Origin of the sequence: Sporosarcina highlanderae (assembly GCF_030433715.1) — a bacterium.
Lineage (GTDB): Bacteria > Bacillota > Bacilli > Bacillales_A > Planococcaceae > Sporosarcina > Sporosarcina highlanderae.
Genome location: NZ_JAROCC010000007.1, coordinates 131,406 through 148,101, shown reverse-complemented (window position 1 = coordinate 148,101; position 16,696 = coordinate 131,406). Strand labels below are relative to the sequence as shown.

17 protein-coding genes and 1 pseudogene are annotated in these 16,696 nt (G+C 39.9%); 2 read left to right on the top strand and 16 right to left on the bottom strand.

Annotated features, from left to right (window positions below; translation table 11 throughout):
- Window positions 1-2: 2 nt before the first annotated feature.
- The 8 genes from merR to P5G49_RS10750 form a co-directional block, all read right to left on the bottom strand.
- Window positions 3-398 (bottom strand): mercury resistance transcriptional regulator MerR, encoded by a 396-nt coding sequence (gene merR / locus P5G49_RS10785; RefSeq protein ID WP_301243710.1) that lies wholly within the window; start codon window positions 396-398, stop codon window positions 3-5.
- 86 nt (window positions 399-484) lie between these two features.
- The gene (locus tag P5G49_RS10780) at window positions 485-1,207 is read right to left on the bottom strand and encodes a ZIP family metal transporter (RefSeq protein WP_301243709.1); all 723 of its coding nucleotides are present in this window, start codon (window positions 1,205-1,207) and stop codon (window positions 485-487) included.
- Window positions 1,208-1,274: 67 nt separating this feature from the next.
- On the bottom strand, window positions 1,275-2,180 hold the full coding sequence (locus tag P5G49_RS10775) for a cation diffusion facilitator family transporter (RefSeq protein WP_301243708.1): 906 nt from the start codon (window positions 2,178-2,180) through the stop codon (window positions 1,275-1,277).
- Between the two features lie 13 nt (window positions 2,181-2,193).
- Window positions 2,194-3,240, bottom strand: a complete 1,047-nt coding sequence (locus P5G49_RS10770) for a flavin-containing monooxygenase (RefSeq protein ID WP_301243707.1) — start codon at window positions 3,238-3,240, stop codon at window positions 2,194-2,196.
- 96 nt (window positions 3,241-3,336) lie between these two features.
- On the bottom strand, window positions 3,337-3,780 hold the full coding sequence (locus P5G49_RS10765) for a disulfide oxidoreductase (protein ID WP_301243706.1): 444 nt from the start codon (window positions 3,778-3,780) through the stop codon (window positions 3,337-3,339).
- Entirely contained in the window at window positions 3,780-4,454 is a 675-nt protein-coding gene (locus P5G49_RS10760; RefSeq protein WP_301243705.1) for a DsbA family protein, read from the bottom strand. Before P5G49_RS10760 ends, P5G49_RS10765 begins: the two co-directional genes overlap by 1 nt.
- A 25-nt stretch (window positions 4,455-4,479) precedes the next feature.
- Window positions 4,480-5,574: a copper resistance D family protein gene (locus P5G49_RS10755; RefSeq protein WP_301243704.1), complete on the bottom strand. Its 1,095-nt coding sequence runs from the start codon at window positions 5,572-5,574 to the stop codon at window positions 4,480-4,482.
- Window positions 5,575-6,138 (bottom strand): copper resistance CopC family protein, encoded by a 564-nt coding sequence (locus tag P5G49_RS10750; RefSeq protein WP_301243703.1) that lies wholly within the window; start codon window positions 6,136-6,138, stop codon window positions 5,575-5,577.
- Window positions 6,139-6,300: 162 nt separating this feature from the next.
- Between P5G49_RS10750 and P5G49_RS10745 the strand changes: the two genes are divergently transcribed.
- Complete coding sequence (locus P5G49_RS10745) at window positions 6,301-6,690, top strand: ArsR/SmtB family transcription factor (RefSeq protein ID WP_301243702.1); 390 nt, start codon at window positions 6,301-6,303, stop codon at window positions 6,688-6,690.
- Entirely contained in the window at window positions 6,687-8,795 is a 2,109-nt protein-coding gene (locus P5G49_RS10740) for a heavy metal translocating P-type ATPase (protein ID WP_301243701.1), read from the top strand. The genes P5G49_RS10745 and P5G49_RS10740 overlap by 4 nt, the downstream gene beginning before the upstream one ends.
- Before the next feature lie 111 nt (window positions 8,796-8,906).
- On the opposite strand, the gene P5G49_RS10735 is transcribed toward P5G49_RS10740, so the two are convergent.
- The 8 genes and pseudogenes from P5G49_RS10735 to P5G49_RS10700 all read right to left on the bottom strand — a co-directional run bounded on the left by P5G49_RS10735 (window position 8,907) and on the right by P5G49_RS10700 (window position 16,538).
- Complete coding sequence (locus P5G49_RS10735; RefSeq protein WP_301243700.1) at window positions 8,907-9,470, bottom strand: YdhK family protein; 564 nt, start codon at window positions 9,468-9,470, stop codon at window positions 8,907-8,909.
- Window positions 9,471-9,580: 110 nt separating this feature from the next.
- Complete coding sequence (locus P5G49_RS10730) at window positions 9,581-9,907, bottom strand: four-helix bundle copper-binding protein (protein WP_301243699.1); 327 nt, start codon at window positions 9,905-9,907, stop codon at window positions 9,581-9,583.
- 119 nt (window positions 9,908-10,026) lie between these two features.
- The gene (locus tag P5G49_RS10725; RefSeq protein ID WP_301243698.1) at window positions 10,027-11,115 is read right to left on the bottom strand and encodes a stage II sporulation protein P; all 1,089 of its coding nucleotides are present in this window, start codon (window positions 11,113-11,115) and stop codon (window positions 10,027-10,029) included.
- A gap of 117 nt (window positions 11,116-11,232) precedes the next feature.
- Window positions 11,233-12,720 (bottom strand): multicopper oxidase family protein, encoded by a 1,488-nt coding sequence (locus P5G49_RS10720; RefSeq protein ID WP_301243697.1) that lies wholly within the window; start codon window positions 12,718-12,720, stop codon window positions 11,233-11,235.
- A 312-nt stretch (window positions 12,721-13,032) separates the two neighbouring features.
- Entirely contained in the window at window positions 13,033-13,530 is a 498-nt protein-coding gene (locus P5G49_RS10715; RefSeq protein WP_301243696.1) for a DUF2269 domain-containing protein, read from the bottom strand.
- Complete coding sequence (locus P5G49_RS10710) at window positions 13,521-13,742, bottom strand: hypothetical protein (protein WP_301243695.1); 222 nt, start codon at window positions 13,740-13,742, stop codon at window positions 13,521-13,523. The genes P5G49_RS10715 and P5G49_RS10710 overlap by 10 nt, the downstream gene beginning before the upstream one ends.
- 83 nt (window positions 13,743-13,825) lie before the next feature.
- Window positions 13,826-13,975: pseudogene (locus P5G49_RS10705) on the bottom strand (ATP-binding protein); the annotation flags it as partial.
- A 145-nt stretch (window positions 13,976-14,120) separates the two neighbouring features.
- Window positions 14,121-16,538: a heavy metal translocating P-type ATPase gene (locus P5G49_RS10700; protein WP_301243694.1), complete on the bottom strand. Its 2,418-nt coding sequence runs from the start codon at window positions 16,536-16,538 to the stop codon at window positions 14,121-14,123.
- Window positions 16,539-16,696: the final 158 nt, after the last annotated feature.

The window sequence follows — 16,696 nt, the reverse complement described above, 5'->3', positions numbered from 1 at the left end:
TATTAAATTTCTTGTAAAGTTTCAATAATAGGGCATTCATAAATATCTTTGTTTTCAGGACATCTTTCTTTTAAATCGATAAGCATTTGTTCTATTCTTTCAAGATCTTGAATTTTCTTTTGAATATCATCTATCTTATTGGTAGTGAAATCATACATACCCTGGCACTTGGTTTCATCACGATCGACTACACCTAAAAGCTTATCAATTTCCTTTAAAGTAAAACCTAATTCCTGGATGCGTTTAATGAAATTTAATCGATCAACGCTTCGTTCTGTATATATCCTATATCCTGACTCTGTACGAGACGGTTCCGGAATTAATCCTAATCGTTCATAATACCGAATGGTTTCTTTATTGACGTTACATTTTTCCGCCAGCTCTCCAATATGATACATAAAATTCACCTCATACGCAGTATAAACCCTGTACCAAAGTACAGGGTCAAATAATAGTCGAGTACAATGCACATCTTACATCGTTCTTAAAAATAAATCAGATAGGCACCCATCAGACAAAAACCAATTAATGCAGTCAGTAAGCTATAGATATTTGATGATTGCCTGGTTGATTCAGTCAGGATTTCCTTGATAGCAACCATGTAAATAGTTCCTACAGTTAAACTTATAAGGAACCCCCATAAAAGTTGGTTTTGCATTCCGATCAATTCACCAATGAAAGCACCAATCCCAACAGGAACAGCGACGATAATCGATATAAAGAATAACATATATGTACTAAATCCTGCGATAAATAATGGCGTAAATAGGATCATACCTTCGGGTACATTGTGCAATATTAATGCCTGCAATAGAGCTATACTTAATTCAGATTCGTCACCGGCACCGAGAACAATTCCCATGGGAAGATTATGGATAGAGATAATCAGGGCCAAGAAAAAGCCTAACCTTTTATTATGATATTTGTGTAAACCTTTAGAAGTACCAGAGTTATCATGGAACCCGATATGTAGAAGCTTGAATAACAAAATCCCAGCTAGGAAACCAAATAAGAAAAACATCCAATTGCCAAGTTGTAAAGCTTCCGGCACGATTTCAAAACTGATTAATCCTAAGATCATTCCCGTGCATAACCCGTAGATAGTACCAATACTTTTCTTAAAACCATTTATAAATCTTGCGATTAGACCGCCCGTACCAATTCCGACAAAAGTTGATAAAAAACCGATAAACCATGCATGAGTCAATTAACCATCCTTTTATAGTTTGTCACTATGTTTATATGGGTATTCAGCTTAATTTATGCCGGCTCTATTATATATTCAATTCTTGATGTTGAAGGTTTGATTTTTCAATTTGAATGGTAGTATGTTCAATTTTGTAGTTGTCACGGATTAAATTGATTGCTTGTTGAAGAATTATTTGTTCTTCTTTATCCTCGTCAATTAGAATATGACAGCTAAATGTATCTAGACCTGACGTAATTGTCCAAACATGTAGATCATGAACATTATTCACTCCTTCAATACCTTCTAATTCAGCTATAACTTCTTCTTTATTAATCGTCAGCGGTGACCCTTCCATCAAAATATGAATACTTTGTTTAAGAACTCCCCATGCACTTTTCAAAATCAATAATGCGACTATCACAGAGATAATCGGATCTGCAATATACCAGTCAAACAAGAGCATGAATAGACCAGCCAATATGGCACCAACCGAACCTAAAGCGTCACCAATTATGTGTATATACGCACTCTTTAAATTAATATTCCCTTTTACATCCGCTTTCTTTAATAGAGTCACTGCACTAATAACATTAGCGACTAACCCGATGAATGCAATCATCATCATAGTTCCACTTGCAACTGTCGGTGGATCACTAAAACGCTGAATTGCTTCTTTGACGATAAACCCGGCAATCACAAATAACGTAACGCCATTAAATAAAGCAGTTAGAATTTCAAAACGATAATACCCGTACGTCTTACTTGGCGATGGCGGCCTGCTGGCAAACCAAATGGCCACAAGACTTAAAGCCATCGAGCTTGCATCAGAGAGCATATGACCACTATCTGACAGCAGGGCTAAACTATTTGTGAAAAGCCCACCGAAAAACTCCAAAAGCATGATGAGCGTCGTAATGGACAAGGCAATAATGAGACCGCGTTTGTTACTTTCCCGTTGTTCTGCAAAGTGGTTATGTTGGTGATTCCCCATTCAAGTATCCCCTCTACATAGTTGTCGTTTTCATATGTTCAATGATGTACTTAGCGTCGTAACCTACTCCCTGAAGCAAAGAAGATCCCCTTCGTGATTGCCATGGTAAACCTAAAAAGTAAAGACCTTTTACCGGGCTAATCCCCCTGTTGTGAATGATTTTATCCTGCTGATCAAACACCCCATCCACTTGTATCCAGTCATACTTTTGTTGGAAACCAGTTGCCCAAATAATATTATTCACTTCAAGGGTAGTTGAATCGTCGAATATGATTTGCTCATCCTTGCCATTTACAACCCTTCCCTTTAACGTCACTGACAGGTTTCTTATGGCATTTTTTAATTCACTCCCAAAGAGAGGGTCACCCTTTTTCTGTATTAAATTCCCAATGATTGATGTGTTTCTCACTTTAAGTATTCCCAATTTATCCAACCACCAAAACACACTCTTTCCACTAATCGTTAATGGGAAATAACTTGGCTTTTTACTTATGGCTAAATACGTTTCTCGCAGCTCTGACAATTCAACTGCTATTTGAGCCCCGCTATTACCGCCTCCTACAACAAGTACATTTCCTTGTTTAAGCTGACCAGGGTTCTTATATTCAGATGAATGCAGTTGCAAGACATCTTCACTAAGTGAACTCGCAAATGCGGGAATCCTTTTTGTTTGAAATGGTCCGGTGGCGACAACAACTTTTAACGCATAGAATATACCTTTTGTTGTTTCTACACAAAACCCCATTTCATTTCTTGTTACGGACAGAACTTGGGTATTCAATGCTACTGGCAAAGCAAACGCTTCTGCATAGCGCTTCAAGTAATCCGCAATTTCATCCTTCGAAGGAAACCCATGCTGTTTTCCTTCCAGGATAAGACCAGGCAATGAACTATACATCCTGGGAGTAAACAACTGTAAGGAGTCGTATCTGTCTTTCCATACTTCACCCAACTCCTGCCCTTTATCCAAAATTAAGAAGCTTTCATTGCTTTGCTTTAAATAATATCCCATCGCCAGTCCAGCTTGACCTCCCCCGATAACAATGGTCCCATACCGCATAATTTTCTCCCCTTTAAAAAGTTTTTTATATAACAAAGAAGCCAGAGGAATGACAACTTTGCTTCGTTGATTTCTTTGGCTTCTAAAATATTTTTATTACTTTATTGACTTCTTTGGTTGTTGAATTAATATCATACAGCAGGCAATAATCACAAATGCAACTAACGCCAAAAATGGTATTGTAACAAATCCAAACCAATTTATATATTGGGCATTACAAGGTACACCACTCACACAAGGCTTGATTCCTCCAAAGCCAGGTATCTTCTGCTCTAAATAATGCATGAACGATATGCTTCCCCCAACTATTGATAACGGAAGCACGAACTTTTTAACGCTAATGTCATTCTGGAAAGTCCCTATCCCCAATATCAAAGTAAGGGGGTACATAAGAATACGCTGATACCAACATAATTCACATGGAATATATCCTTTGATTTCACTGAAGTACAGGCTTCCTAACATGGCAATTAATGAGACAACCCATGCAATATATAATAGATAACCTTGCTGCTTGGCATGACTTCCTGTATTCTCCATCAGTTTTCATCCTTAATTTCTTGTTCTATTGCCGCCTTAATGGCTTCATAATCAAAAGGATCTTCCATTACTTTCCCGTTTATGACAATCGTCGGAGTCATTGCAACGCCAGCTTCTTGTACTAATTCTTCATCAATCTTAACGCTTTCCATAGTCGCTTGCTGTTCCATGTCTTCTTTTAAAAGCGTTTGATCAATTTCAGAAAACCCACTTGCAATTTCGAGTATTCTTTCAGGTGTTATCCATAAGGCGTCATGATCTTCAACAGGCTGCGCATCAAACAAGGCTTGGTGGAAATCCCAATACACCTCAGGATTACGCTCAAAAACCGATTCAGCGGCAATCGAGCCTAAAGTCGATTCTTCACCGTGGAATAATACGTTGACAAAAGAAAATTTCACTTTACCTGTTTCAATATAATCCTTAACTAATGCCGGATAGACCCTTTCACCCCAAGCTTTACATGCAGGGCATTTAAAATCACCGAATTCCACTACCGTCACAGGGGCATCTTCCTCTCCGAACAAGGGCTGTCCAGTTACATCAATTTGTTTTATTTCGGTTGTAGGGGATTCCTGCTTGTTGCTGAATACAGCTATTGCCGCCAATAATGCTACTGCCACGAGTGTGATAATAACTGCAAATTTCATATTTGAACTCTTATTCTGTTTCATCTAATACCTCTTCTCTTTTATTTGTTTATTGAATGCTAGCCAGTAACCCGAAATATAGAGATAGGACACAGAACATTCCCATGAAAAAAGGAACTACTGCAGGCGTCTTTTTCCTAAAGCTGTACATGATAAGCCACGTAAAAATAATCGCTACGATAAAGAACAATAAATTTATAGTATTCAACCCGAATTGCAAACTCATTGAAGGATCAATGACCCCTGAATAGAAATAATCGAAGATAGCTGAGGGGCCACTACCCGCGAGCGTAATCTCAATACTATGAGGAGGCTCCTGTTGCCCCAGGACGCCGGTCGAAACAAACGTAAAGAATAGGAGAATGCTTTCGAACTTCAACCATGCTATTGGGTTGATTTGCTCTTGCTGTTTCAATTTGCGTCTGATCCAAAATCCGTTTATAAATGCAAAAAACAAAACTGGAATGATTGTCAGGTGCTTCATCAATAGGGCTTGTCCATACGGTACCATCCAAGCGTCCCCATATTCCTTCACACCAATTACCAATGTCATAAGGAATAATCCAGTTCCCGCAATTGTAAGAAAACATACGATTGCCAAAGGGGTAAACCACTTTAAGTAAGAAAGCCAATTCTCTTGGTCTTTTGAACACCAACCGACGATAAGAAGGATCCCGATCCATACCGTAACGGCCAGAAAGTGCAATGAATGGAAGACGAATCCACTCCATACGGTAAGTGAAGCTGCGTGACTAGCCCAGCCCAATGCTAAAAGCAGGACAAGAGTGAAAGCGAGAGCAATACCGGATAGCAATTTGCTTTTCAATACCGGGAACAACGAAACGAATAGGTAAAAGAAAATTACAAGTATGACCGTAAGATTCCAAGCCTTCCCGACTTCAAATCCACTTAGAACGCTTTCCATCGTAGCGAACAGGCCTATATCCTCATAAAGAAATAGAATAACCCTTATGACTGGTGCAACCGAAAAGAACACAACTCCTAAAACCGACAATTGAATTAACCGTTTTGGGATATGAATAGTTGGTCTCAACCGGTCCGGGATGAATTGAATGATAAATGCACCCATCAATAACGAAAAACAGAGATACAATAGACTTTCAGAAAGATAAATCCAAACCATTTACTTTTGCCTTCTTCCTATTATCCAGCCAAAAAATCCACCGGCCAAAGTGAATAAAATGACAAGAATTACAACTAGAATATCATTTGAAGCTATTTTTGAATGGATTTCAACCGGCTGCTCTACTGGCTCTTCTACTGGCTCTTCTACTGGCTCTTCCGTAGGTGCATCAGTTGTTTCTCCAGATTCTCCAGAGACAGCGGGATCATTTATTTCTTCTTGATTTACCTTGAATGAATAAGTTCCCTGTATCGGGTGACCATCTGCACCAATAATCTTCCATTCCACTGTATATGTACCGTTTTCTAAAGGTTCCATGAAGCCGCTTGTCATCACATTGTCATTCACTTGCGTATTACTGGCGATTTCTTCGTTATTCACATTGAAGACTTTTACTGTACTCGTCAATTCAATTTTCGTATTAAATTCCAATACAATTTCATAAACGTCTTCATTAATGTCGTCTCCATCAGCAGGTGACGAACTCGTTAAGCCTGTATGTGCATAGGCACTGGATGAAAATGCAAATAATAAAATCAGTGTCGCACTTATGATTCTCTTCATCTCAAACCTTCCTTCCGCCAACTTTGGCAATGCCATTAATTCAAAACAATTGTAACAGAAAAGCCACTCATTAAAATAGCCATTTGAACATTATTATTGACAAAATTCCAACGGCTACATATGCTATAGTTAATCAAATGAATATTTGAATGAGGTGAAGAAATGACGGAAATATTGAAAGATCAAATTGACTCCGCCACTACTGATTCTTGTGAGACATATTGTTATCATGAAACAGTCGTTAATCGCGTGAGTGAGCGAATTGAAGAAATCAGTGGCGTGGAGCTACTTTTTAAAGCCCTCGCAGATGCCAATCGCTTGAAGGTTGCCTATGCACTAACACTTGAAGAGGAGATGTGCGTATGTGATGTTGCCAATGTCTTAAATACATCAACTGCAAACGCCTCCCACCATTTGCGTTATTTACGCGACATGGGGATTACCGCATCCAAGAAAAAAGGAAAGCTTGTCTTCTATTCATTGGTTGACGAACATGTCCATCAATTAGTGAATATTGCGCTCGAACATTCAAAGGAAGGATGGTCTAAATGAGTTCAGAAAAAAACGTTTATAGGCTGCAAGGTCTATCCTGTACGAATTGCGCTGCTAAATTCGAAAAAAACATTCGCGAAATTAATACAGTCGAGGATGTCCAGTTGAATTTTGGTGCTTCTAAAATAACTGTGGTAGGCGATGCTTCGGTAGAACAATTGGAAAAAGCTGGCGCTTTTGATGGAATTAAAGTTTATCCTGAAAAACAACGGGTCGTTGAAGTAAAAGAGCCGTTTTGGAAAAAACGGGAGAATCAGACGACCGTTGCATCACTGTTCCTGCTCATTCTAGGATATATCGCTACGTTTTATCAGGGAGAAGACAATGCGCTATCTATCGCTCTCTTTGCGTCAGCAATTCTAGTTGGAGGATATAATCTATTCAAGGTAGGGCTCGTCAATCTATCTAAATTGCAGTTCGATATGAATACCCTTATGACGATTGCTGTAATTGGCGCTGCCCTGATTGGAGAATGGGGTGAAGGTGCAGTAGTTGTCTTCCTATTTGCTATAAGTGAAGCGCTTGAAAGTTATTCGATTGATAAAGCACGAAACTCCATCCGCTCCCTTATGGATATTGCACCGAATACAGCAATCATCAGGCGTGGAAATAATGAATTTGAAATCGATGTTGAAGAGATTCAAATTGACGATATAATGATCATAAAACCCGGCCAGAAGATTGCAATGGATGGAGAAGTCGTAAAAGGAAGCTCCTCCATCAATCAGGCTGCCATTACCGGAGAATCTGTTCCTGTCCATAAAGTTCCTGGCGACGAAGTTTTTGCCGGAACAATCAATGAAGAAGGCTCATTGGAAGTCCGTGTGACAAAACGCGTAGAGGATACGACTATCGCAAAGATTATCCACTTAGTAGAGGAAGCTCAAGCTGAAAAGGCTCCTTCACAGCAGTTTGTAGACAGATTCGCTAAATATTATACTCCTGCAATAATGATTATCTCCTTTCTCATTATTGTGATTCCTCCTATGTTTTTAGGCGGCGTTTGGAGTGAATGGATTTATCGGGGACTCGTCGTACTTGTTGTAGGTTGCCCATGTGCGTTGGTCATTTCCACTCCTGTTGCAATTGTGACCGCGATTGGAAATGCTGCACGGAATGGCGTGCTAATAAAAGGTGGAGTTCACTTAGAGGAAACCGGGCGCTTGAAAGTAGTTGCATTTGACAAGACTGGTACATTGACACAAGGTACACCGGAAGTAACGGATATCGTTCCATTGACAGATATGAGTTCTGATGAAATTCTGCGTAACTCTGCATCTGTCGAGAAATTCTCACAGCATCCTTTAGCATCTGCAATTTTTAGAAATGCAGAGAAACTAAATTTGGCATTAGTTCCTGTCGATGATTTCCAATCAATAACGGGTAAAGGTGCTAAAGCGACTGTTAACAATGAACTTGTTCAGATTGGAAGCCCGAATATGTTCCGTGAATTGTCAATGTTACCTGAACAATATGAGCTCCAAATTGAAACACTTCAAAAAGAGGGTAAAACAGTTATGTTGTTAGGGGTCGGAAATGATGTGAAGGGCTTGATTGCGGTCGCCGATCAAGTGCGACAAAGCAGCTTAACAATTATTCAAAAGTTATATGAATTAGGCATACAAAAAGCAATTATGCTCACTGGAGATAACAAGGCTACAGCAAACGCTATCGGCAGCCAACTAGGTCTATCTGAAGTGAAAGCGGAATTGATGCCACAAGACAAACTAGATACAATCAAATCTCTACGCAACCAATATGGAAAAGTGGCGATGGTCGGAGACGGTGTCAATGATGCACCTGCATTAGCGAGTGCGACTGTGGGGATTGCAATGGGCGGTGCTGGAACTGATACAGCTCTGGAAACCGCAGACATTGCCCTCATGGCTGATGATTTGGAGAAACTACCCTATACAATCAGTCTAAGCCGTAAAACGCTAAATATTATTTTGCAGAATGTTTCATTCGCGTTAGGTCTTAAATTAATCGCCCTGTTATTAATTATTCCAGGTTGGTTGACGTTATGGATGGCGATATTTGCGGATATGGGTGCGACAGTGATTGTTGTATTGAACTCTCTACGATTGATGAGATCCAAATATTAATAACTTTATTGAAAAAGAGCTAAACCATAGTGGGTTAGCTCTTTTTAATATGGATGGATTTTCAAATAAAGCACCACTAAACCTTAATTCAAATGAGAGTTAGTCAAACTTTTATTTAGGAGAAAGTTCACTTTCTGTAACCCATTTATGATTAGTTACTTCTTCACCACCGGTAGTCGGAGTATAATCGATCATATAGACAGTAGTTTTTTCGGCTGAATCAATTTCAGCTAATGCCCCTTCCATCCCTTTCATATGATCTGCCTCTATAGTGACCTCAGATCCTGGCTCATAAGTTTTATCATCAGCATCCTTAATCTCTTCTTGGATAACCCATTTATGATTTTCCACTCTTTCTCCACCAGTTACTGGGGTATATGAAATTGCGTAGGCTGTCGTATCATAAGCACCCACAATTGTTGCAACGGCGCCTTTCATTCCTTTCATATGATCAGTTTCAATGATTGCTTCACTTCCGACTTTAAAGGTTGGATTTTCAGCCACCTTTAAATTTGCAGGGACTTCACCTGAGCCGGAATGGTTCATCTCAATTTCCATATCTTCCTGTTTTGTTTCAATAGTGACGTCTGTGCTTTTCTCGTTGGTCGTTTTATTCCCACACCCACTTAAACCAATAACCATCACGAGACCTAGAATAAATAAATGCGTCTTCATGTGTCAAATGCACCTCTGTTTTTTCTAAATTTGTTATGAATGAAGCTATCCCAAGAAACCATTTAAAAATTTCTCGGGATAGCTCCTTCGATAAAGTTTTTTCAGTATGTTTACGCTACCGCTTGACGACATGCTTTGGCGCATTTGCGGCAAGACTCTGCACAGCGTTCGCAGTGATCCTCTTCATGCTTAGCACACTCTTCCGCACAACGGTCGCAGACCTCTGCACAAAGTTCCAGAATCTGATTAGTGAAAGGGCTGTTACGAGTTATCGCCTGTGCAGCGAAAGCACAAACATCGGCACATTCACGATCCAATCGTATGCATTCAGCCATCATCTTAACGTTTTCTTCTTTCAAGCAAGCATCGAAACAAGTATTGCATTCCTCCAGGCATTCTAGAATAACCTTAAGAGTTTCTGCGTATTTCGAATTCATGGACTCATCTCCTTATTTTTTCATTCGGTGTAATTTTTCCCCGAAGGAATGAATTTAAACGGGAAATGGGCATATCCATAAAAAATCCTTATTTTCCATTACGAATCTTTTCAATCAAATCATTTCCCGTGCCAATAATACTCGCTTAATACGTCTGCAAATGCTTCAACACTTCGATGTAGTTCTTCTGTTGTATTATCTACCCCACCAATTTCAACAATAATGGAATTCGGTGAAAGATCCTGGTTAAAAACTCCGTTTCCTTGGCTTTGGTCCTTTTTCAATATACCTTTCGACAAACCCGGATACTGCGTGGATAGAATATCATTAACTCCCTCAGCAAAAGAAAGATTCTTTGCAAAATCTTCATGTCCCGTCCCAACAACAAACAAAAGCTGTGCATAGTCTTCCCCATTCAATTTTACGGTTGTAGAATCCTTCCGTAAGGAATCACGATGTAAGTCCAAGAAAATGTCTAAATCTGCATTTTCACCGCGTGCCTCCCTAACTATTTCCCCTGAAAGCTCATAAGAACTGTTATAGTCTAATCCCCGTAAACTTAGTTCCTGAACAATATCAGTTGAATTCACTTTTGCTCCTACACCTCTTCTTTCCAATGCTTTCCCTAGCATTTCTCCAACTAATGTCATATTTACTTTTGAGTGATACGCGTTTTGTGGATTATTTGTGTCTTTTAAAAACGGTAAAAAGGATTCCCGGTTATGGGTGTGATATATATACACGACATCTCGCCCAAATGTCGAGTGTATGGAGTCTTTTGAATAGCTTTTGGGCGATTTCATATTTGCAAAGATTGCATCAAGATCCTTGAAAGCAAGATCACTATCTTTTAATAAGTCCTTCATGTTAGGTTTAAATTCATCTCTACCTGGTTGTTGCTCAACGCTCTTCATGATTTTTTTATCTGATTTGCTATTTGTAGAAACGTTCGACTTTGCAAGTGAAACCGCACTACCAGAATGGTTGTCCAACGTTTCCGTTCCAATATTCGAAAACGAAGATTCTCTTCCAAATTCAGGATATTCTTCTTTGTTTCTAGTATTCCGATAATTTAACGCAAGCAAGGAAACAATCAGTAACCAAATATGAAATAATATAATAGCAATATACAAAAGAACAGCAAGCAAGGACTTTTTCTTTTTCTTCTTATTCTTTTTCTTTGAATGTGGCTTGATTTTTGGAAACATTATATGGCCTACCTTTAGATAGAATGATATTTTCCTTAGATGAATTCCAAAACAGCCAGTGTGAACGACTGCACACTGGCTGTTACTTCTTTCTCACGCAATTGAATAGATTGATCTTTATTCGACTTTTACCTGTCCCATCATCCCATTGTCTTCATGTTCAAGATTATGACAATGGAACATATACACACCCTTATTCTTAAATTGTATCGCTATTTTTACCGTCTCATCGGGTGATACCGAAATACTGTCCTTCCATCCACGTTCATTTTCTGGTGGTGCTTCTCCATTCCTGGAGATTATTTTAAATTGTGCCCCGTGAATGTGGAATGGATGAATCATTCCGCCCATCATGTCCGGTTTATTGTAAATTTCCCACACTTCTGTAACCCCTTGCTGTTGTGTAAAGTCAATTCTTTCCGGATCAAACTTCTTTCCATTGATTGTTACCATGTCCATCATCCCAAACAGTTCGATCTTTTTCGTGACTGGCAAGTCCATTTCTTCCTCTGTTAATGAAAAGTCGTTCATCAATCCTGGAATTCTGCTTACCGTTTCGCTTTGAACAGAAACCTCAAAGGGTAAAAGGATAGATCCATCCTCATTTATAAGCGCCAGATCTTTTTCCGTATCGAGCTGTGAAAAATCAACAACTATTTCAGCTCTCTCAGAAGGTGTCAGTGTAACTTCATTTAAAGTGACCGGCTCATTCAAGAAACCGCCATCTGTTGCAATTTGAACAAAGGAATCCCCTGTATTCAATTTGAATGTATAATTTCTCGCATTTGAACCATTTAATAAACGAAGACGTACTTTCTCTTTGTTTACAGTTAATTTCGGATTTAGAGTTCCATTGATCAATAGTGTATCTCCGATTGTTCCGTCATCATTCTTGGCAGCGCTATAATTCAATTGTTTTTCCTCGTCGAAAATCTTATCTTGAAAAATTAAAGGAATATCATTTTCCCCATAATCAGTCGGCAATCCCAGGCTTTTCGAATTTTCATCCTCGATATAGATCAAACCCGCAAGGCCGTTGTAAACTTGTTCAGAGGTTTTTTCGTGAGGATGTGGATGAAACCATAGTGTTGACGCTTCTTGTGTCACTTCAAATTCAATCACTTTTTCTTCTCCCGGTTCAAGCGCATCATGCGGTCCGCCGTCAACGTCCGCAGCTACTTCCAGGCCGTGCCAGTGGAAAGTCGTAGCTTCATCCAACTCATTTATCGTTCTAATTTTTACGTTGTCACCTTTCTCTAGACGGAGCATTGGTCCTAGAAACGACCCGTTGTATCCATACGTTTCCGTTTCAGTCCCATCGAATATTTCAGTCTTTCCTCTTTGTGCCCGTACCGTGTATACGACACCTTCCTCATCATCCTGTTCAAGAATGGAAGGAATTCTCAGTTCGTTTTCTCCTGTTGAGTCATTTAACATGACTACCTCATCATGACTCATATGCCCTTCCATCATGTCACCCATAGTGGAATGGTCCATTTCCTCCATGTTATGATCCATTTCCTTGTCAGGTTGAACGCTGTTACTACAACCGCCAATAACCAATATACTAATCGTTAATAGTGCAATTTTAATCTTTATTCCCACCAGTTCTATTCCCTCACTTCCGGTATATTTCCTTTTCAGTGTAGCAAGAAAATATGAAAAAAATATGCATAATACGGGTGTTAATTATGAAAAAATAAGTCACAATTAATCCTTGTATTTTGCATATTTTAAGTAATCCAGAAGGGAAAAGGTTAATAAGGGACAATCCCGTACTAATTATTGAAGGAAAGTCTAATTATTTTTGTTTCTAAAACGAGTAAATATATACTACATTTCAAAATAAAAAGCAGCTGTTCAATAAATCATTTTCGAATTATAACACTATCCCGCAACATGTTATTTAATATTATATCATCTGTTTTGTTTATGCCGTCCGTGCCGGGTCAAACCTCGCGGCTTGTACACAGACAATATTGTTATTACAAGCAAAACCAGTAAGCCGCCACCAGAGTGGATGAGTTCGCCCCACAACCCGCCAAGATCGGTATATCCCGTATCGTTTGCTACCTCTGCGAGGAAGCTAACAGTTTGCATATTTAGTAGCAAGACTGTGATGGCTAGAATGGTTAGCAAGAGCTTAAAGAGGACCCAGTAGTGTTTCAATAACCCCCACTGGGTGCAAAGTGACATAACAAGCCCGGATAGCAGCGAGATAAGGGCCAACGGGACGATGGCGAACCAGCCAGTCAACTCCATCGCTATCCATACAGCTTGAACTGTCTTAATTTCTTGACTGGAGAGAGCCGCAACAACAAGTGCCAGGAAACCAACTACCGCGCCGAGCCAGCCCACCGAAGAAGTGATATGCACAGTGAGTGCTATCTTGCGAAGAGCGGGTTTCATGACCATTGCTGTTCCACACTTTGCTCAACGCCGATCGAAGACGGTAGGTGGCGACCAGGGCCGTGTTTACCACCGCTGACAATCATAATAAGGACGACTAGTAAGACTAGAACGATTGCGATAATCCCTGATACCTTAACCCAACGAGGTGTTTTGCTGTTCGATTCACGGTCGACAATATGTGAATCTTCCTTTGTTTCACGTCTTGATTTTTTCATTTAGATTTCCTCCTTAATATTCATAGTCACCCAGTGCCAATTAAGTATAGCAATGTATGAACGGATGATGAACAGAGAATTGCCTATTTCCTGTTAGTAGGTTCGTTCAAAGTCAAAGGAAGTGAAAAATTAAAGGTTGTTCCTGCCCCTACTTCACTTTCCACTTTAATATCGGTTTGATGAAGATCTAATATGTGCTTAACAATGGATAGGCCAAGCCCAGTGCCCCCAGAACGTGAACACAACCGATATTAAGACTAGGGAGCAGAATGTGTTAGACGACAATTATAGCAACCTAATGTAACAAGATGTATTCTTTTTTAGATATAAAAGGACCTATAACAACTCCAGTTAAAAGTTGGTATAGGCCCTTCATTTTTAATTTCTTATATTCACTTTCTGTAGTCGCAATGCATTCAACACGACGGATACAGAACTGAACGCCATCGCCGCCCCCGCTACCCAAGGAGCTAATAAGCCAATAGCTGCAATCGGAATTCCAATTGTGTTGTAAATGAAAGCAAAAAACAAGTTCTCTTTTATATTCCGCATTGTTTTTCGGCTCATAATAATTGCATCAGCAACACTATTTAAGTCTCCTCGCATTAGCGTAATGTCTGCTGCTTCTATGGCGATATCTGTTCCGGTCCCGACTGCCATTCCGACATTTGCCATGGCAAGTGCTGGAGCGTCATTGATTCCGTCCCCTACCATCGCCACCTTTTTGCCTTGTTCCTGAAGTTTTTTGATCTCTTCACTTTTCTGTTCTGGAAGCACTTCCGCAATTACGTTAGACAGACCTACTTGACGGGCAATGGCCTCTGCAGTTCGTTTATTGTCACCCGTTAGCATAATGACTTCCAGACCTAACTCCTGCATTCTTGCAATTGCTTCTTTTGAAGTATCTTTTACGGTGTCGGCTACTGCGACAACACCGGCAAGTTTAGTATCCACAGCTATAAGCATAGCTGTTTTCCCTTCACTTTCCAGCTCCTCCATCGAGGTTTCTGAATCCAAAGTTGCAATGTTACGCTCTCTCATCAATTTTCTTGTGCCAACTAACACTTCCCTACCATTTACTTCGGCTCGAATACCAAATCCCGGTAAAGCTTCAAAGTCAGTCGTTTCAAGAAGTGATAGACCTTTCTCTTTTACACCTTTAACAATTGCTTGTGCCAATGGATGCTCCGATTGATTTTCAGCAGTTCCAATCAATTGAAGAACTTCCTCTTCATCAAATCCATCGACCACCAGAATATCTGTTAGTGCAGGTTCGCCTTTTGTAACGGTTCCTGTTTTATCTAATACGACTGTGTCAATTGATTGTGTGTTCTCCAGATGTTCTCCGCCTTTAAAGAGAAGGCCCATTTCAGCAGCCCTACCAGAACCTGCCATGATAGAAGTCGGTGTTGCCAATCCAAGTGCACATGGGCAAGCAATGACCAAAATCGAAATGGTCGGGATAAGCGCTGAGCGGAAATCACCCGATGTCACAGCAAAATACCAAATAAAGAAAGTGACAATTGCAATGACAACAACGATAGGCACGAAAACTCCAGAAATTCGGTCAGCCAATCGCTGAATATCCGCCTTAGACCCTTGTGCCTCTTCAACCACTTTGACAATTTGTGCTAAAGCTGTATCTTTTCCCACTTTTGTTGCTTTGATTTGCAACGAACCATTCTTATTAATCGTTGCACCAATTACAACGTCGCCCGCAACTTTATCAATCGGTATACTTTCGCCCGTTATCATCGATTCATCGATTGCAGATCGTCCTTCAATAATTTCCCCATCCACCGGAATCTTTTCACCCGGTTTGACTAGGATAATATCTCCTGCCACCACTTCTTCAATTGGGATTTCTTGTTCGGTGTTATTTCTCAGAACTCGGGCTGTTTTAGCCTGCAAACCAAGTAGCTTTTGAATAGCCTGACTCGTTTTCCCTTTTGCACGAACTTCAAATAACTTACCAAGTACGATTAAACTGATAATGACAGCTGAAGCTTCAAAATAGAGTTCCGGATGCCCGACACTACCTGTACTCATCCATTCGATTGACAAATAGAGACTGTAGAAGTACGCTGCGCTCGTACCCAGTGCAACCAAAACGTCCATGTTGGCACTTTTATTTCGTAAAGCATTGAAAGCACCTTTATAAAACTGGGCACCAACAAAAAATTGAACCGGTGTTGCAAGCGCAAGCTGTACCCACGGATTCATTAGAACATTAGGCAAATAAATAAAAGACAGAAAATCAAAATGAGCCACCATTGTCCATAATAACGGAGCCGTCAGGATCAATGAAATAATGAACTTTCTCTGTTGCTTCTTGATTTCTTGTTCTTTGTGATCCATCTTCTTTTGCCCATCTTGCTTCGGAATCAATTCATATCCTAATTTTTTTACAGCTGTTATCATGTCTGATGTTTGCACTTGTTTGTCATCATATTCGACAGCAATTGTTTCTAACGCAAAGTTGACGTTTGCATTTGTTACTCCATCCATCTTACTAATTCTTTTTTCAATCCTCGTAGCACAAGCCGCGCAGGTCATGCCCGAAATATCAAAAGAGGTTTTTTCTTGAACGACACTGTAGCCGAGCTTTTCAACCCTTTCCTTAAACTCATTGACATTCGTTTTCTCTGGGTCATAGACGATTGTTGAACGTTCCAATGCAAAGTTCACATTTGCTCGTTCAACGCCCTCTATTTTCGAAAGCCCCTTTTCAATTCGGTTCGCGCATGCTGAACAAGTCATTCCTTGAATTTGCAACGTTTTTTCTTTATTTGTCATTTTTTATCACTCCAATACATAGAGGGGGTATATTGAGATTAAAAAGAAAGACCATACCAGATGGTACGATCTTACCCGCCGCCTACTCCCCCCCAGTGGTATAACCGGAAGATTGTTTGTCGATTGTCGATTCAATTTACGAAAGTATGATACCCGAG